Origin of the sequence: Kocuria sp. NPDC057446, from assembly GCF_042802875.1 — a bacterium.
Classification (GTDB): Bacteria; Actinomycetota; Actinomycetes; order Actinomycetales; family Micrococcaceae; genus Kocuria.
Map to the genome: position 1 here is coordinate 1 of NZ_JBHVDI010000010.1, position 17,249 is coordinate 17,249.

Sequence of the window (17,249 nt, forward strand, 5' to 3'; positions counted from 1 at the left end):
CTCGTGCGAGCGGGCCCCGTCGTCGTCCCCGGGCGGGGGCGGGTCAGCGCCGGTCGATCCAGTGGGCCGGCGAGTCGTGGATGGGCTCGAGGGCCGTGGCGGCCGCGCCGGTCAGGGCGGGGTGGGCGTCCGCCGCGGAGCGCTCGATCTCGACGGGGCCCACCTCCGCCGTGAGCGCGTGCGCCTCCAGGACCTCGCGCAGCACGGGCTCCAGCTCCGGGGCGATCGGGGCGAAGTACCCGGAGAGCACGACCGTCGACAGGTCCAGGACGTTCATCGAGTTCGCGAGCACCACGCCCAGGGGCCGCCCGATCATCTCCATGACCGCCTCCCGGCTCTGCAGCCGCTCGGCCGTGGCCGCCACGAGGTCCTCGATCCGCACGTCCTCCGGGAGGCCGGTCCGGCCCCGCAGCGCGTGGTAGCTGGCGTAGGCCTCGAGGCAGCCGCGCCGCCCGCACCGGCACAGCTCCCCGCCGGGAGTGACCGTGACGTGGCCCAGCTCCCCCGCCCAGCCGTGCTCACCGCCGTGGATGCGTCCCTCCAGGACCACGGCGCCGCCGATGCCGGTCTGGCCGTGCAGGAAGAGGAAGGACGCGCCGGGCCGGCGCAGGACCTCGGTGCGCGCGGCGAGCATGCTGTCGTTGCCGGCGGTGAGCGCCGCGCCCCGGAACGCCGGGTGCTCCCGGAGCCGCTCGACCAGCGGGACGTCCTGCCAGGCGAGGTTGGGGGCGGAGAGCACGGTGGCGCGGTCCGTGGAGAGCCTGCCGGGGACCGAGATGCAGATCCCGGCCACGGGCACGTCCCGGCGGGGCGCGAGGGCGGTGTCCAGCAGACCGGCCAGCACGGCGGCGACCTCGTCCACGGACGCCCCGGCGAAGGCCCCGAAGCGGGACTCCTCGTGCAGGACGCGGCCGCCGAGATCCGTGACGAGGCACGCCAGGTGGTCGGCGGCGATCTCCAGGCCCACGCCCAGCACGGTCCCCCGGGCCACGGTCAGGGGGACCGTCGGCCGCCCGGACACCCTCGCGGCCGCCTGCCGGCCCTCGACGAGCAGACCCGCCTCGAGCAGCTCCTGCACCAGCTTGGACACGGTGGGCTTCGTGAGCCCGGTGAGCTTGGCGAGCGCGGCGCGCGAGACCGGCGCGTCCGCCCCGGCGACGGCGCGCAGCACGGTGGAGAGGTTGTGCTCCCGCAGGTGGCTCGACTGCACGGACGGCTCTCCTCTGGTGCCGACGGGACCGGGCCCGGTGCGGATCCCGGCCGACCGGACGGCAGAAAATCCGCCGCCGGTCTTCCCCCACGGTAACCCAGCTCCTATAGTAAGTAACGGTAACTAACCAACTGGGAAAGGACCTCCGATGCCCACCGCCTCCCCCGCGACCTCCCTCGCCTCCTCGCTCACCCCGTCCCCCGCGGACAAGTTCTCCTTCGGCCTGTGGACCGTGGGCTGGGCCGCCCGCGACCAGTTCGGCACTGCCTCCCGGCCCGAGCTCGACCCCCTCGAGTCCGTGCGGAGGCTCCAGGAGCTCGGCGCCTGGGGCTTCACCTTCCACGACAACGACCTGATCCCCTTCGACGCCGCCGAGGCCCAGCGCGAGAAGCTGATCGGGCAGCTGAAGCAGACCATCGACGAGACCGGCATGGTCTGCGAGATGGTCACCACGGACACCTTCGCGGAGCCGATCTTCAAGGACGGCGCGTTCACGTCCAACGACCGGCGGGTCCGGCGCTACGGCCTGCGCAAGGTGCTGCGCAACGTGGACCTCGCCGCCGAGCTCGGCGCCACGACCTTCGTGATGTGGGGTGGGCGCGAGGGCACGGAGTACGACTCCTCCAAGGACCTCCACGCCGCCCTGGACCGCTACGCCGAGGGCATCGACACCGTGGCCGGGTACATCAAGTCCCAGGGCTACGACATGCGCATCGGGATCGAGCCGAAGCCCAACGAGCCCCGCGGCAACATCTTCCTGCCCACCATCGGGCACGCGCTGGCGTTCATCGAGCGGCTCGAGAACGGGGACGTCGTGGGCGTGAACCCGGAGACCGGGCACGAGCAGATGGCCACGCTCAACTACACGCACGGCCTCGCCGAGGCGCTGTGGTGCGAGAAGCTGTTCCACATCGACCTCAACGGGCAGAACGGCCCGATGTACGACCAGGACCTGGTGTTCGGCCACGGCAACCTGATCAGCGCCTTCTTCACGGTCGACCTGCTGGAGAACGGGTTCCCGTCCCTGCCGGGGGCCTACCAGGGGGCCCGCCACTTCGACTACAAGCCCTCGCGCACCGAGCACCTCGACGGCGTCTGGGACTCGGCCGCGGCGAACATGCGGATGTACCTGCTGCTGAAGGAGCGGGCCGTGGCCTTCCGCCAGGACCCCGACGTCCAGGAGGCCATGGAACAGTCCGGCGTCCTCGAGCTCGGCGAGCCGACCCTCGCGGAGGGCGAGGACCTGGAGGCCTTCCTCGCCGACCGCAGCGCCTACGAGGAGCTCGACCTGACGGGCCCGTCGGAGCGCAACTACGGCTTCGTGCGCCTGCACCAGCTCGCCGTCGAGCACCTCATGGGCGCCCGGGGCTGAGACACCCGGGGCCGGCACCCACCCCCCCGATCCCGGGTGCCGGCCCCGTTCCGGCCCGGACCGGCGCACGTCCCCCCTGCGCCGGCCCGGGCATCCCCCGGCCTCCTCCCCGCGGTGTCCTCGCGGCCCCGCCCCGATCCTGCACCGAGGTTCTTCATGGCACGCACCACCGTCCTGGGCATCGACTCCTCCACCCAGTCCACCAAGGCGCTCCTCGTCGACGCCGGCACCGGCGAGGTGCTCGCGCAGCGCCGCGCCCCCCACCCGGACGGGACGGAGGTGGACCCCCGGGCCTGGCTCGCCGCGTTCGACGACGCCGCCGGGCCCTTCCTCGAGGAGGCCGCCGCGGTCTCCGTCGGCGGCCAGCAGCACGGGATGGTCGCCCTCGACGAGCACGACGCCGTGGTGCGCGACGCCCTGCTGTGGAACGACACCCGCTCGGCGCCGCAGGCCCGCCGGCTCGTCGAGGAGATGGGCGGTGCGGCCGCCTGCGCCGAGGAGCTCGGCAGCGTGCTGGTCGCGTCCATGACGTCCACCAAGCTGCGCTGGATGGCGGAGCACGAGCCCGAGCACGCCGCCCGCACCCACCGGGTGCTGCTGCCCCACGACTACCTGTCCCACCACCTCGACGCCGACCCGTCGTCCTTCTTCACCGATCGCGGCGACGCCTCCGGGACCGGCTACTTCTCCACGCGCACCGGCGCGTGGGACCACGCCCTCGTGGAGCAGGCGCTCGGCCACGACCTGGAGCTCCCGCGGGTGCCCGCGGCCCCCCAGGAGGTCATGGGCCGCACGGCCGCGGGGGCGGTGCTCGCGGCCGGCACGGGAGACAACATGGCCGCCGCGCTGGGCGTCACGCTCGGCCCCGGGGACGTGTCCCTGTCGATCGGCACCTCCGGGGTCGCGGCCATGGTCTCGGAGACCCGCACCGCGGACCCCAGCGGTCTCGTGACCGGCTTCGCCGACGCCACCGGCCGGTACCTGCCCATGGCCACGACCCTCAACGCCGCACGGATCCTGGAGTTCGGGGCCCGGGTGCTGGGCGTCGACCACGCCGGTCTCGCCGACCTGGCCCTCGCGGGCCGTCCCGGGGCGGGCGGCGTCACCCTGCTCCCGTACCTCGACGGGGAGCGCACGCCCAACCGGCCCGACGCCCGCGCCACCCTGCACGGGATGTCCTCGCGCACCGACCGGGAGGACATCGCCCGGGCCTGTGTGGAGGGCCTGCTCTGCTCCCTCGCCGACGGCGTGGCCGCGCTCGAGCGGGCCACCGGGACCACCGCGGAGCGGATCTTCCTGATCGGCGGCGGCGCGCAGTCCGAGGCGGTGCGCCGGCTCGCCCCGGCCGTGCTGGGACGCCCCGTGCTCGTGCCCGCACCGGCCGAGTACGTGGCCCTCGGCGCCGCCCGGCAGGCCGCCTGGGCCCTCTCCGGGGACGCGGAGCCGCCCGCCTGGGCGCTCGCCGGCGCCCAGCAGTACGAGGCGGAGCCCACGCCCCGGGTCCTGGAGTCCTACCGCACGCTGCGCGACCGGACCGCGGACTGGTCCAGGTCCCCGGCGGGAGCCGATCGTGGGCGCTGAGACCGGCCCGGAGGCCTTCGGCACGCTGCCCGACGGCCGGGAGGTGACCGCCCACGTCCTGGGCGCCCCGGGCGGACCGGTCCTGCGCGTGCTCGACCTCGGCGCCACCGTCCAGTCCCTGCACCTGCCCGACGGATCCGGGGGCACGGTCGACGTGGCCCTGGGCCACCCGGACGCCGCCGGCTACGCCGAGCACGCGGACGCGTTCCTGGGCTCGGTCGTGGGCCGGTACGCCAACCGGATCTCCGGCGCCCGCTTCCGCCTCGACGGCGAGCTCGTGCGGCTGGCGGCCAACGAGGACGGCAACACCCTGCACGGAGGACCCGACGGCTTCCACCGCCGCACCTGGCAGGTCCTGGACGCCGGCCCCGACCGCCTGGTGCTGGAGCTGGTCAGCCCGGACGGGGACCAGGGCTTCCCCGGCCGGCTCAGCCTGCGCGCCGCCTACGCCGTCACCGGGCACACCGTGGCCCTGGACCTGGAGGCCCGCACCGACGCCCCCACCGTGGTCGGGCCCGCGAGCCACGTCTACCTCAACCTCGCCGGGGAGGGGTCCGGGACCGTCGACGACCACCGGCTCGCCGTCGAGGCGGACCGTTACCTTCCCGTGGGCCCGGACGGCCTGCCGCTGGGCGGCCTCGCCGCCGTGACCGGGACACCGTTCGACCTCACGGCACCGGCCCGGATCGGGGACCGGGTGCGGGCGGAGCACCCGCAGACGATCGCCGTGGGCGGCATCGACCACTCCTTCCACCTGCGGGGGACGGGCCTGCGCCGGGCGGCGCGGCTGGAGCACCCGGCGAGCGGGCGATCCGTGGAACTGTGGACCGACCAGCCCGCCCTGCAGGTCTACACGGGCAACTCCCTGGACACCACCGGCAGCTCGGGGCGCCGGTACCGCCAGGGCGACGGCGTGGCCCTCGAACCCCAGCGGCACCCCGACTCCCCCAACCGGCCCGAGCTCACCGACCCGGTGCTGCGCCCGGGGCAGACCTGGCAGTCCCGCACGGAGTGGCGCTTCCGGTACTAGCCGCTCACCCCAGCGCCTCCTCCAGCACGGCCAGCACCTCGGCCGCGCTCCCGGCGTCGAGGAGGGCCCGCCGGCAGGACTCCCCGGCCAGGGCCTCGGAGAGCTCGGCCAGCAGCCCCAGGTGCTCCTCCCCGGAGCGCTCCTCGGGGAGGGAGATCAGGAAGACCAGGTGGACCGGTTCGCCGTCGAGCGCGTTCCACTCCACGCCGTCCCGGCTGCGGGCGAACGCGATCATCGGCCGCTCGGCACCGGCGGACTTGGCGTGCGGCAGGGCCACGCCGTTGCCCACCCCGGTGGACCCCTCCTCCTCCCGGGCCAGGGCCGCCGCCACGGTGCTGTCGGCGTCGTACGCGCGCCCCGTGTGCGCGCCGAGCTCGGCGAGCTGCCGGATGACGCCGTCCCGGTCCGCCCCGTGGACGTCCAGGAGCACGGTCGACTCGCTCAGGTGGTCCAGGACGGCGCCGGAGCGCCCCGGGGAGTCGTCCGCGGCGCGGGAGGTCCTGTCGCTCATGTGCTGTCCCATCGGTGGAGGTGGACGGGCGGCGCGGCCCCACCGCGCTGCCCGCGGCACCGCTGCGCCCTCGTGCGGGCCAACCTACGGGGAGCGCGGGCTGGCGTCCACCGTCCGGGACACGATCCGACCCGGGGAAAAAATTGTTGAACAATCCTGGAGGACAGGGCATCCTGGAGGGACCGACGTGACAAGGAGCACAGCATGCCCCCCTTCGACATCGATCTCAACGCGGACTGCGGGGAGTCGCTCAGCGCCTGGGCCATGGACGGCGACGAGGCCGTCCTGCACGTGGTCACCAGCGCCAACGTGGCCTGCGGCTTCCACGCCGGGGACCCGACGGTCGCCCGCCGGACCTGCACCGTGGCCGCCGAGCAGGGCGTGGCCGTGGGCGCCCAGGTCTCCTACGACGACCTCAAGGGCTTCGGCCGCCGCTTCATCGCCGTGCCCCGGGCGGAGCTGAGCGACCAGCTGGTGTACCAGATCGGCGCCCTCCAGGCCCTGGCCCGCGTCTCCGGCACCGCGGTGCGCTACGTCAAGCCGCACGGCGCCCTGTACAACGCGATCGTCCACCACGAGGAGCACGCGGGAGCCGTCGTGGACGCCGTGCGCGACGTCGACGACACCCTGCCGCTGCTGGTGCTGCCCGGCTCCGAGATCGAGCAGCAGGCCCGGGCGGCCGGGCTGCGCACGGTCCGCGAGGCCTTCGCGGACCGCGGCTACACGCCGCAGGCCACGCTCGTGCCCCGCACCGAGTCCGGCGCCGTCCTGCACGACGCCGAGGAGATCGCCGCCCGCGTGGTGCGGATGGCCGTCGAGGGCGTCGTCGAGGCCGTCGACGGCTCCCTCGTGGCGGTGGACGCCGAGAGCATCTGCGTGCACGGGGACACCCCGGGAGCACTGGCCATCGCCGAGCGCGTGCGCCGCGCCCTCGAGGAGGCCGGCCTGCGGGTCGGCAGCTTCATGTGAGCGGGCGGCCCCCCGCCGAGGCCCGCCGGGTCCGGCCGCTCGGCCCGCGGGCGGCGCTGGTCGAGTGCGCCGACCTGCACGACGCCGTGGCGGTGCACGCCCGGATCGCCGCCGCCGGCCTGCCGGGGCTCGTGGACTGCGTGGCCGGGGCGGAGACCGTGGTGGTGCGCGCGAGCAGCACCGCGGCGCTGCGGGACGTCGTCCGCGCCGCCCGCACCGCCCCCCGCGGCGGCGCCGGTGCCGGCGAGGCCCGCACCGTGAGCATCGACGTCGTCTACGACGGCGAGGACCTCGCGGCCGTCGGCGAGATCACGGGCCTCGGCGCGGACGGGGTGGTGCGGCTCCACTCCGAGCAGGTCTGGACCGCCGCCTTCGCCGGCTTCGCCCCCGGCTTCTTCTACTGCGTGGGCGAGGACGACCTCGACGTCCCGCGCCGGGACACCCCGCGCACCGCCGTCCCCGCCGGGTCGGTGGCCCTGGCCGGCCGGTTCTCCGCCGTCTATCCCCGCGCGTCGCCCGGCGGCTGGCAGCTCATCGGGCGCTCCGCCGCCCGGATGTTCGACCTCGGCCGCGAGGACCCCGCCCTGCTGCGCCCCGGGGACCGGGTGCGCTACCGGCCCGTGCGCGAGCTCGTGGCGGTGGCCCCGGCCGCCGCCGGGACGCCCCCGGTCCGGGGACCCCACCTGGAGGTCGCGTCCGCCGGGCTGCAGACCCTCGTCCAGGACCGCGGTCGCGCGGGCTCCGCCGGAATGGGCGTCTCCCCCTCGGGTGCGCTCGACGCCCCCGCCGCCGGATCCGCCAACCGGCTCGTGGGCAACGCCCCCGGGGCGGCCGTGCTGGAGCACCTGCTCGGCGGGCTCGAGCTGACCGCCCACGGGGAGCACGTCCTGGCGGTCACCGGCGCGCGGGCGGCGCTGACCGTGGAGGGCCCGGCCCCGTGGCGACCGCCGCTGGGCACCCCCTTCGCCCTGCGCGACGGCGAACGGCTGGCCGTCGGCACCGTGACCGCCGGGGCGCGGGTCTACGTGGGCGTCCGCGGCGGGATCGCGGTCCCGCCGGTGCTGGGCAGCCGCTCCGCCGACACGCTCGCGGGACTGGGCCCGGACCCGCTGACCAGCGGCGACGCGCTGCCGGTCGGACCGGACCCGGGCACCGCCGTGCGGCCCGCCGAGCCGGTGCCGGACCCGCCCGCGGTGGCCGGGGTCCGCGTGGTCCCCGGCCCCCGCGACGACTGGTTCTCCTCCGCCGCCGCGGCGTCCTTCTTCGCGCAGGAGTGGGAGCTGACGGCCTCCTCCGACCGCGTGGGCGCCCGGCTGTCCGGCGAGCCGCTGGAGCGGGTGCGCACGGACGAGCTGCCCAGCGAGGGGACCGTGCCCGGCTGCGTCCAGGTCCCGCCCTCCGGACTGCCCGTGGTCCTGCTGCAGGACGCGCCCACCACCGGCGGCTACCCCGTGCTCGGCGTGGTGCACCCGGAGGACCTCGCCGTGCTCGCCCAGCTGCGCCCCGGCGGGCGGCTGCGCTTCGTACGGCTGGCGGCGCCCGAGCTCGGCGCGCCGCTTCCCGAGGACCCCGCCGCCGGGCATTCCACCGACACCGACACCTCCCAGGAGTAGCACCGTGCGCAAGATCCTGATCGCCAACCGCGGGGAGATCGCCGTCCGCGTCGTCCACGCCTGCGCCGAGGCGGGCCTCGCGTCCGTGGCCGTCTACGCGGACCCCGACGCCGACGCCCCCCACGTCCTGCTGGCCGACGAGGCCTACGCCCTGGAGGGCACCTCGGCCGCGGAGACCTACCTGGACGGGGACGAGGTCCTCGCGATCGCGCTGCGATGCGGCGCCGACGCCGTGCACCCGGGCTACGGGTTCCTCTCCGAGAACGCCGGCTTCGCCCGGGCCGTGATGGAGGCCGGCCTCACCTGGATCGGCCCCTCCCCCGAGACGATCCTGCTGCTGGGGGACAAGGTCGCCGCCCGTGAGATCGCCCGGCGCGCCGGCGCCCCGCTCGTGCCGGGCAGCGACGGCCCGGTCGAGTCCCCGGAGGACGCCCGCGCCTTCGCGCAGGAGCACGGCCTGCCCGTCATCGTGAAGGCCGCCCACGGCGGCGGGGGCCGCGGCATGCGCGTGGTCCGGGAGCTCGAGGAGGTCGAGGAGGCCTTCCGCTCGGCCGCCCGCGAGGCGCAGAGCGCCTTCGGCCGCGGCGAGTGCTTCGTGGAGCGCTTCCTGGACCGTCCGCGGCACGTGGAGGCACAGGTCGCGGCGGACGCCCACGGCCACGTCGTCGTCCTCGGGACCCGGGACTGCTCCCTGCAGCGCCGCCACCAGAAGCTCGTCGAGGAGGCCCCGGCGCCCTTCCTCACGGACCCCCAGCGCGAACGGATCGCCGCCGCCGCCGAGGGCATCTTCCGGGAGGCGGGGTACGTGGGGGTGGGCACCGCCGAGTTCCTGGTGGCCCCGGACGGGCTGATCTCCTTCCTGGAGGTCAACACCCGGCTCCAGGTGGAGCACCCGATCACCGAGGAGGTCTACGGCGTGGACCTCGTGCGCACCCAGCTGGCGGTGGCCGCCGGGGAGCCCCTGCCGGTGCTCGAGACCCCGGCCCCGCGCGGGCACGCGTTCGAGTTCCGGATCAACGCCGAGGACCCCGGCCGCGGCTTCCTGCCCTCCGGGGGCACGGTCGAGGCCGTCGACACCCCGACCGGCCCGGGCGTGCGCGTGGATTCGGGAGTGCACCGCGGCACCCGGGTGGCCACGACCTTCGACTCGCTGCTGCTCAAGCTCGTGGTCAGCGCGCCCACCCGGGCGCAGGCCCTCGTGCGGGCCCGCACCGCCCTGCGCGAGCTGCGGGTGCACGGGGTGGCCACCACGATCCCGTTCCACCGCGCCGTGCTGGACGCCCCCGCCTTCACCGGGGACGAGGAGCTCGGTGTGTGGACCACGTGGATCGAGGACGAGTTCGCCGGCCGGCTCGCCCCGGACACCGGCTATGCCCGCGCGGACGAGCCGGGCCGCACCCGCTTCACCGTGGACGTGGACGGGCGGCGGATGAGCGTCGGGATCCCCGACGCCCTTGCCGCGGCCCTGCGCGCCGGCCCCGCGGCGGAGGCCGCCGCCGCGGCCGCGGAGCCGGCCGACGAGGGCGCCGTCACCGCGCCCTTCGCGGGCACGCTCGTCGCGTGGCTGGTGTCCGAGCAGGACGACGTGGAGGCGGGCCAGGACGTCGCCGTGCTGGAGGCCATGAAGACCGAGACCCGGGTGTCCGCGCCGCGGGCCGGGACGGTGCGGGAGCTCGTGGTGGGTCCGGGGGACGCGGTGGCCGCCGACCAGGTGCTCGCCCGCCTCTCCTGACCGGGCTCCGCCCCGGGACGGCCGGGGCGCCCCGGGGCGCTCACTCGGGGAGCAGCTCCTCGAGGGGCGGCGCCTCCTCGATGAGCCCGTGCTGGACGGCGAGGTCCGCGAGCTCCTGCACGGACTGCCGGTTCACCTCGGTGGGGTAGGCGGGCAGGACGAGCTGGTCGATCAGCTCCGCGTCGAGCTGCGTGTAGCTGGGCAGGACGGCGCGGACCTCGTCGGGGTTGTCCTGGGCGAACTGCAGGGACCTCTCGATGGCCGACCGGAACGCCTCGACGGTCTCCGGCTCCTGGGCCAGCACGTCCTCGGTGGTGAAGTACACGGCCACCGTGAGGTTCTCGATCGGGAAGGCGTAGTTGGAGACCGCCGAGCGCGCCCCGTCCTGCATGGCGATGGTCCGGAACGGCTCGATCGAGCCGATGGCGTCCACCTCGCCCCGGTCCAGGGCCGCCGGCATGTCGGGCAGCGGGATCTCGACGAAGTCGACGGCGCCGGGATCCCCGCCCTGCGCCTCGATGGCCGCCCGGATGGTGGTGTCGCTGATGTTGTTCAGGGTGTTCACGCCGACGGTCCGGCCCTCCAGGTCGGCGGCGTCCTGGACGTCGCTGTCCTCGCGCACCAGGACGTCGGCGAAGTCCTCGCCCTGGACGCCGGTCGAGTTGTTGGCGTTGGCGATGATCTGCAGCGGCAGCCCCTGGGCGCGGGCGACGATCAGCGACGTCACGTTGCTGAAGCCGAAGTCCATCTCCCCGCTGACCACGGACGGGACGATGGCCGCCCCGCCCTGGGCCTGGGTGATGTCGAGTTCCAGGCCCTCCTCCTCGAAGAAGCCCTGCTCGATCCCCAGGTAGAGGGGGGCCACGTCGGTGCTCGCGATGACGCCCACGCTGACCGTGGTCAGCTCCCCGTCCTCGCCGGCCCCGCCGCCGGAGTCCCCACCCCCGCACGCGGTCACGGTCAGGACGGCCGCCGTGGCGAGTGCTGCGCCGGTCTTCTGCATCGAAGCCTCCAGGGAGTGGGTCGGACGTCCTGACAGCGTAGAGGACGGGACGGGCCCCCACCAGGGTGCGGCGCACGGCGGGGCGCCGCCGGGATGTCAGGATGGGGACCGATGAACACCGTGGAGAACGAGTTCCTGACGGCGGCCGTGGCGCTGGCCGGGCCCGCCCCGCAGGGCGAGGCCATCCCGTGGGCGGTGGACGTGCTGCGCCAGGGCGTCGTCGCGGGCCGGCTGCCGCCCGGGACGCGGCTCTCCGAGGCCCGGGTCAGCGAGGCGCTGGGGGTCTCCCGCAACACCCTGCGCGAGGCGTTCACGATCCTCGTCGGGGAGAACCTGCTGGTCCGGGTGCCCAACCGCGGCGTGTCGGTGGCCCGGCCCGGCGCGGACGACGTGCGGGAGATCCACCGGGTGCGGCTCGCGCTGGAGACCTCGGCGCTGCGCTGGTCGGAGCCGGCCCCGCAGCCGGGCCTGCACGCCGCCGTGGCGGACGGCCGCGCCGCCCGCCGCCGCGGGGACGCGCCCGGCATGGCCGACGCGAACCAGCGGTTCCACCGCGGCGTGGTGGAGCTGGCCGGCTCGGCGCGCCAGGACGAGCTGATGGCCCGGACGCTCGCGGAGCTGCGGCTCGTGTTCTACTCCATGCGGCAGGACCCGTCCTTCCACGAGCCGTACATCGAGCGCAACGCCCGGATCCTCGAGCTCTTCGAGCAGGGCCGGCGCGAGGAGTCCGCGGTGCAGATGCACGACTACCTGGAGGCCTCGCGGCGGCAGCTGCTCGAGGTCCTGGAGGGTCCCGGGCCGGGCCCGGTCAGGGCACCTGGTACTGCCAGTCGGGCACGTCCGTGACGAGCATGTGCCCGGGGGCGTGCCCGAGGGCGAACGGGACCCCGGACTCGAGCACCGCCGCCTGCGGCGTGACCCCGCAGGCCCAGAACACGGGGACGTGGCCGTCCGGGATCCGCACCGCGTCCCCGTGGTCCGGTGCGGCGAGGTCCCGGATGCCCAGCTCTCCCGGCGCCCCCACGTGCACGGGGGCCCCGTGCACGGCGGGATAGCGGGAGGTGATGCGCACCGCGTCGGCCACCCGGGACGCGGGGACCGGCCGCATGGACACGACCAGCGGCCCGGACAGCCGCCCGGCGGGCGCGCAGGGGACGTTCGTGCGGTACATCGGGACGTTGACGCCCTGCTCGATGTGGGCGACGGGGATCCCGGCCTCCTGCAGGGCCGCCTCGAAGGTGAAGCTGCAGCCGAGGGCGAAGGTCACGAGGTCCTCCTGCCACACGTCCAGCAGATCGGTGCGGGTGCCGACCGCCTCCCCGTCCCGGTAGACGGTGTAGAGCGGGACGTCGGTGCGGACGTCGCCCCCGCCCAGCAGGGGCCCGGTCACCTCGCCGGCCTCGAGCACGCCCAGCACCGGGCACGGCTTGGGGTTGCGCTGGGCGAAGAGCAGGACGTCGAAGGCCCAGTCCTTCGGGACGACGATCAGGTTGGCCTGCGCGAACCCGTCGCACCAGCCCGACGTGGGCGTGACCAGCCCGCTGCGGAACATCGCCCGGGCGGCGCCCGGGGTCAGCGCGGCCCGGCCCTGCCGGGTCCCGGTGTCCGCCGCTCCCACGGCGCTCACGCCCACAGCGCGGCGATGCCGCTGAGGGACTGGTAGCCCAGGAACAGGGTCAGCAGCCACACCGCGGTCCCGATCAGCGCGAGCCACGTGGGATACGCGTAGCCGCCCAGCAGGTCCCGGCGGCGCCACGCCACCCACAGCAGCACGGCGAAGCCCAGCGGCAGGATGAGCCCGTTCACGGCTCCCGCCACGATCAGCAGCGTGGAGGGCGCCTGCCCCAGCAGGGCGAACACGGTGGCCGAGACCAGGATGAACGCGACGGTCATCAGGTTCCGGGTGCGGGGCCTCGTCCGGGACGTGGTGAGGAAGGAGACCGAGGTGTAGGCGGCGCCGATCACCGAGGAGATGGACGCGGCCCACAGGATGACGCCGAACAGGCGCAGGCCGACCTCCCCGGCGGCGGAGCGGAACGCCTGGGCCGCCAGGTTCTCGCCCGTGAGCTGGGCGCCGCCGGCGACCACGCCGAGGATCGCCAGGAACAGCAGGAAGCGCATGACCCCGGTGAGCACGATGCTCACCACCGAGCTGCGCGAGATCTGCTTGACGCTCTCCACGCCGGTGATCCCGGCGTCGACGATGCGGTGAGCACCCGCGTAGGTGATGTACCCGCCCACGGTCCCGCCGATGAGGGTGGTGATGATCAGGAAGTCGACGTTCTCGGGCAGCACCACGTTGCGCATCGCCTCCCCCACCGGGGGGCTCGAGACGAACGCGACGTAGCTGGTGACGAGGAGCATGAGCACGCCGAGGACCACCACGATGCGGTCCAGGGCGACGCCCGCGCGCTTGCTGACGAACACGCCCACCGCGATCAGCGCCGTGAGGATGCCTCCCCACGTGGGGTCCAGCCCCAGCAGCGCGTCCAGGCCGAGTCCGCCGCCGGCGGTGTTGCCGACGTTGAAGACCAGGCCGCCGAGGGCCACGAGCGCGGCGATGAACCAGCCGAGGCCCGGCAGGACGCGGTTGCCGAGCTCGTGCGCCTTGAGCCCGGAGACGCCGATGATCCGCCACACGTTCAGCTGCACCGCGATGTCCACCACGATCGAGACGACGATGGCGAACGCGAAGGCGGCACCGAGCTGCACCGTGAAGTTCGCGGTCTGGGTGATGAACCCGGGGCCGATGGCACTGGTGGCCATCAGGAAGAGGGCGCCCAGCAGGGCGGAGCGGTTCACCACGCGCATCGCCGCGGGGCTGCCGACGGAGCCGCGGCCCTCCGGGGCGGGAGGGACGGGGGCGGAGCTGGACATGCGGTCTCCTCGGGACGGAGTGCCACCTGCGCCGGAGCACGGCGCCGGCCACCCTGGACGTGGCCGCGGTCACTTTCGTGCCAGTGTAGTGATTGTTGAACAATCTGCACAGGGCTTCGTGGTTTTTCCTCCTGGACAGGCGGCGGCCCCCCGGCCAGGCTGGGTCCCGGACCTCCGCCCCTCGACGACCGGGAGCAGCGCATGCACGACGACGGGTCCGCGGGTGCCGTGGACGTCCTGCTCCCGCCGCCGGCGTCCCCGGGGTTCCTCCGGGACTTCCTGGCGTCCCAGGCCGTGCCCGGGTGCGACGACCTCGCGGGCGGCGCCCACCGGCGTCCCGTGGTCGTGGACGGTGCCGCCCGGACCGTGACCGTCGACTGGCACGGTCTCGGCCCGGCCGGTCTCCCCGTGCGCGTGGGCCCCGGACCGGCGCACACCCTGGCGCCCGTGCTGGACCGGGTGCGCCGCTGGCTCGGCGAGGGCACGGAGTCCCCCGCGGCGGACCGCGCCCTGGCCGCCGACCCCGCGCTCGCGGCGGACGTGCGCGCCTGGCCCCTGATCCGGCTGCCCGGCGCCCCGGACGGCTTCGAGACGGCGGTCCTGACCGTGCTCGGGCAGCAGGTCTCCCTCGCCGCGGCCCGCACGTTCGCCGGGCGCCTGGTCCGCCACCACGGCACCCCGGTGGCGGGCGGCGCCACGGCCTTCCCCCCGGCCCACCGGATCGCCGGGACGGACCCCGCCCGGCTGCAGCGGGACATCGGCGTCACCACCCGCCGGGCCGCGACCGTCCACGCGCTCGCGGTGGCGGTCCGCGACGGACTCGTCCTCGACGCCCCGCCGGGCGGCGGCCCGGCCGGGGAGCAGGCCGCGCTGCTGCGCGAGCGTCTGCTCGCCCTGCCCGGCATCGGGCCGTGGACGGCGGGGTCGATCTCGCTGCGCGTCCTGGGCGACCCCGACGTCTTCCTGCCCCAGGACCTGGTCCTGCGCCGCGCGCTCGGGGTGTCCGGGGCGTCGGCCGCGGCCGCCGCGGCCGCCGCGGCCGCCCGCTGGGCCCCCTGGCGCAGCTACGCCGTGATGCGGCTGTGGGCCCGCGCGGCGTTCCCGGACTCGGCCGCGGTCCCCGCCGGCGGGGACCGCGCAGCGCCCGGCGGCCCCTGCCCCGCCGAGGGCCCCGGAGGGTCCGGGGCCCGCTGAGCCCGTCCGGCGGCGCGGGGCGGCCGCCCGGGCCGGCGGCTACGCCGAGCCGGGCACGAGGTCCCGGCTCTCGGCGAAGTGGCAGGCCGCCGGGTGGCCCTGGCCGCGGTCCACGAGCTCCGGCTCCTGCTCGGCGCACACGTCCCGCGCCTTCCAGCACCGCGTCCGGAACCGGCACCCGGAGGGCGGGTTCGCGGGACTGGGCAGGTCGCCGCTGAGCATGATCCGCTCACGCCCCCCGCGCAGGGCGGGCTCGTGGACCGGTACCGCGGAGAGCAGGGCCTGCGTGTACGGGTGGGCGGCCCGGTGGTAGATCGCGTCCCGGTCGCCCGTCTCCACCACCTTGCCGAGGTACATCACCGCGACCCGGTCGCTGAGGTGGCGCACCACAGAGAGGTCGTGGGCGATGAAGAGGAAGGACAGGCCGAACTCGTCCTGCAGGTCCTGCAGCAGATTGATGACCTGCGCCTGGACGGAGACGTCCAGGGCCGAGACCGGCTCGTCGCAGATGATCACCTCGGGGCGCAGGGCCAGGGCCCGCGCGATCCCGATGCGCTGCCGCTGGCCCCCGGAGAACTGGTGCGGGTACCGGTTGGCGTAGTCGGGCCGCAGCCCCACCCGCTCCAGCAGCTCCCGGACCGTGGCCGCGCGGTCCTGCCGCGCCACCGCGTTGGGGTGCACGTCCCAGGCCTCGGCCACGATGTCCCCCACCGTCATCCGCGGGTTGAGGGACGAGTAGGGGTCCTGGAAGATGATCTGCACGTTGCGGCGGTACTCCCGCAGCTGCCGCGAGGACATCGCGGCCACGTCCCGGCCCTTGTACAGGACCTGGCCCGCGGTGGGCTGCTGCAGCGCCATGATGAGCTTCGCCACGGTGGACTTGCCGGAGCCGGACTCGCCCACGAGCCCCAAGGTCTCCCCCGGGCCGAGGGTCATGCTCACGCCGTCCACCGCCTGGACCTGGCCCACGGTCCGCCGAAGCAGCACCCCCTGGGTGAGGGGGAAGTGCTTGGTGAGCCCGCGCAGCTCCAGAAGGGGCGCGTCCGCCGTCGTCGTCGGCCGGGTGTCACTCATGCTGGAGCTCCTCGCTGTAGTGGCACGCGGCCGTCCGACCCGGCACGACCTCGCGCAGCACCGGGACGTCCGCGGCGCAGTCCTTGCCCGGCGCCGCCGTCCGCCCGAACCGCGCCATCGGGCAGCGCGGGTGGAACGCGCAGCCGGCGGGGACGGCGGAGAGGTCCGGCGGGGTCCCGGCGATGGGCAGGAGCCGCTCGCCCTGGGACTCGAGGCTGGGCATCGAGGACATCAGCCCCCGGGTGTAGGGGTGCAGGGGCGCCGAGAGCACCTCGTCGACCGTGCCGTTCTCCACGATGCTGCCCGCGTACATCACCGCGACCCGGTCGGCGACCTCGTTGACCACCCCCAGGTCGTGGGTAATGAGGATGACGCCCATCCCGGTCTGCGTGCGGAGCTCCGTGAGCAGATCCATGATCTGGGCCTGGACGGTGACGTCGAGCGCGGTGGTCGGCTCGTCGGCGATCAGGATGTCCGGGTCCAGGGCGATGGCCATCGCGATCATCACGCGCTGGCGCATGCCGCCGGAGAACTGGTGCGGGAAGTCGCCCACGCGCTCCCGGGCCGCGGGGATCCCCACGCGCTCCATGAGCTCGATCGCCCGGGCCTTCGCCTCCTGCCGGGAGGCGCCCCGGTGGGCGCGGAACAGCTCGCCGATCTGGTGGCCCACGGAGAAGACCGGGTTCAGCGCGGAGAGGGCGTCCTGGAAGACCATGGCGATGCCCGGCCCCCGCACCGCCCGCTGGTCCCGGCGGCTCATGCCCAGCAGGTCCTCGCCGTGGAAGCGGATCTCGCCGTGCGTGATGCGGGCGGGCGGGATGTCGAGGATGCCCATGACGGCCTGGGCGCTGACGCTCTTGCCGGAGCCGGACTCCCCGACGATCGCGAGGGTCTCGCCGGCCCGGACGGTGTAGCTGATCCCGTTGACGGCCCGGACGGTGCGCCGGCGGGAGCGGAACTCCACCGCGAGGTCGACGACCTCGAGCACGGGGTCCGCCGCGCCCCCCGGCGGAGCGGGCACGGGGGCGGGGTCCGCCGCGCCCCCCGGCGGAGCGGGCACGGGGGCGGGGGTGGGGACGGAGG

Annotated in this window: 15 protein-coding genes; 8 read left to right on the forward strand and 7 right to left on the reverse strand. The window is 75.4% G+C overall.

What is annotated here, in order from left to right:
- Positions 1-43 precede the first annotated feature (43 nt).
- Positions 44-1,210: an ROK family protein gene (locus tag ACFU0Y_RS02535; protein ID WP_380212871.1), complete on the reverse strand. Its 1,167-nt coding sequence runs from the start codon at positions 1,208-1,210 to the stop codon at positions 44-46.
- 148 nt (positions 1,211-1,358) lie between these two features.
- Between ACFU0Y_RS02535 and xylA the strand changes: the two genes are divergently transcribed.
- The 3 genes from xylA to ACFU0Y_RS02550 all read left to right on the forward strand — a co-directional run bounded on the left by xylA (position 1,359) and on the right by ACFU0Y_RS02550 (position 5,193).
- Positions 1,359-2,582, forward strand: a complete 1,224-nt coding sequence (gene xylA / locus ACFU0Y_RS02540) for a xylose isomerase (RefSeq protein WP_380212872.1) — start codon at positions 1,359-1,361, stop codon at positions 2,580-2,582.
- Positions 2,583-2,738: 156 nt separating this feature from the next.
- Positions 2,739-4,163, forward strand: coding sequence for a xylulokinase (gene xylB / locus ACFU0Y_RS02545; RefSeq protein WP_380212873.1), 1,425 nt, complete (start codon positions 2,739-2,741; stop codon positions 4,161-4,163).
- The gene (locus ACFU0Y_RS02550) at positions 4,153-5,193 is read left to right on the forward strand and encodes an aldose epimerase family protein (RefSeq protein ID WP_380212874.1); all 1,041 of its coding nucleotides are present in this window, start codon (positions 4,153-4,155) and stop codon (positions 5,191-5,193) included. Before xylB ends, ACFU0Y_RS02550 begins: the two co-directional genes overlap by 11 nt.
- Before the next feature lie 4 nt (positions 5,194-5,197).
- Here ACFU0Y_RS02550 and ACFU0Y_RS02555 read toward each other — a convergent pair whose 3' ends face one another.
- Complete coding sequence (locus ACFU0Y_RS02555; protein ID WP_380212875.1) at positions 5,198-5,704, reverse strand: PTS sugar transporter subunit IIA; 507 nt, start codon at positions 5,702-5,704, stop codon at positions 5,198-5,200.
- A 204-nt stretch (positions 5,705-5,908) separates the two neighbouring features.
- Between ACFU0Y_RS02555 and ACFU0Y_RS02560 the strand changes: the two genes are divergently transcribed.
- From ACFU0Y_RS02560 to ACFU0Y_RS02570, 3 genes are read left to right on the forward strand one after another with little or no spacing between them, the layout of a single operon-like run.
- Complete coding sequence (locus ACFU0Y_RS02560; RefSeq protein WP_380212876.1) at positions 5,909-6,673, forward strand: LamB/YcsF family protein; 765 nt, start codon at positions 5,909-5,911, stop codon at positions 6,671-6,673.
- Positions 6,670-8,286, forward strand: a complete 1,617-nt coding sequence (locus tag ACFU0Y_RS02565) for a 5-oxoprolinase/urea amidolyase family protein (RefSeq protein WP_380212877.1) — start codon at positions 6,670-6,672, stop codon at positions 8,284-8,286. The genes ACFU0Y_RS02560 and ACFU0Y_RS02565 overlap by 4 nt, the downstream gene beginning before the upstream one ends.
- 4 nt (positions 8,287-8,290) lie before the next feature.
- Entirely contained in the window at positions 8,291-10,018 is a 1,728-nt protein-coding gene (locus ACFU0Y_RS02570; protein WP_380212878.1) for an acetyl/propionyl/methylcrotonyl-CoA carboxylase subunit alpha, read from the forward strand.
- A gap of 40 nt (positions 10,019-10,058) precedes the next feature.
- On the opposite strand, the gene ACFU0Y_RS02575 is transcribed toward ACFU0Y_RS02570, so the two are convergent.
- Positions 10,059-11,021: an ABC transporter substrate-binding protein gene (locus ACFU0Y_RS02575; protein ID WP_380212879.1), complete on the reverse strand. Its 963-nt coding sequence runs from the start codon at positions 11,019-11,021 to the stop codon at positions 10,059-10,061.
- A gap of 111 nt (positions 11,022-11,132) precedes the next feature.
- Here ACFU0Y_RS02575 and ACFU0Y_RS02580 point away from each other — a divergent pair, with 111 nt between their 5' ends.
- Positions 11,133-11,867: a GntR family transcriptional regulator gene (locus ACFU0Y_RS02580; protein ID WP_380212880.1), complete on the forward strand. Its 735-nt coding sequence runs from the start codon at positions 11,133-11,135 to the stop codon at positions 11,865-11,867.
- Here the strand turns inward: ACFU0Y_RS02580 and ACFU0Y_RS02585 are convergent.
- On the reverse strand, positions 11,830-12,573 hold the full coding sequence (locus tag ACFU0Y_RS02585) for a putative hydro-lyase (protein ID WP_380212906.1): 744 nt from the start codon (positions 12,571-12,573) through the stop codon (positions 11,830-11,832). The genes ACFU0Y_RS02580 and ACFU0Y_RS02585 overlap by 38 nt on opposite strands.
- Positions 12,574-12,644: 71 nt before the next feature.
- Positions 12,645-13,898 (reverse strand): NRAMP family divalent metal transporter, encoded by a 1,254-nt coding sequence (locus ACFU0Y_RS02590; protein WP_380212881.1) that lies wholly within the window; start codon positions 13,896-13,898, stop codon positions 12,645-12,647.
- 201 nt (positions 13,899-14,099) lie between these two features.
- Here ACFU0Y_RS02590 and ACFU0Y_RS02595 point away from each other — a divergent pair, with 201 nt between their 5' ends.
- Positions 14,100-15,092 (forward strand): DNA-3-methyladenine glycosylase family protein, encoded by a 993-nt coding sequence (locus ACFU0Y_RS02595; RefSeq protein WP_380212882.1) that lies wholly within the window; start codon positions 14,100-14,102, stop codon positions 15,090-15,092.
- A gap of 39 nt (positions 15,093-15,131) precedes the next feature.
- On the opposite strand, the gene ACFU0Y_RS02600 is transcribed toward ACFU0Y_RS02595, so the two are convergent.
- Positions 15,132-16,166: an ABC transporter ATP-binding protein gene (locus ACFU0Y_RS02600; RefSeq protein ID WP_380212883.1), complete on the reverse strand. Its 1,035-nt coding sequence runs from the start codon at positions 16,164-16,166 to the stop codon at positions 15,132-15,134.
- Positions 16,159-17,187 (reverse strand): ABC transporter ATP-binding protein, encoded by a 1,029-nt coding sequence (locus ACFU0Y_RS02605; RefSeq protein WP_380212907.1) that lies wholly within the window; start codon positions 17,185-17,187, stop codon positions 16,159-16,161. The genes ACFU0Y_RS02600 and ACFU0Y_RS02605 overlap by 8 nt, the downstream gene beginning before the upstream one ends.
- Positions 17,188-17,249 lie beyond the last annotated feature (62 nt).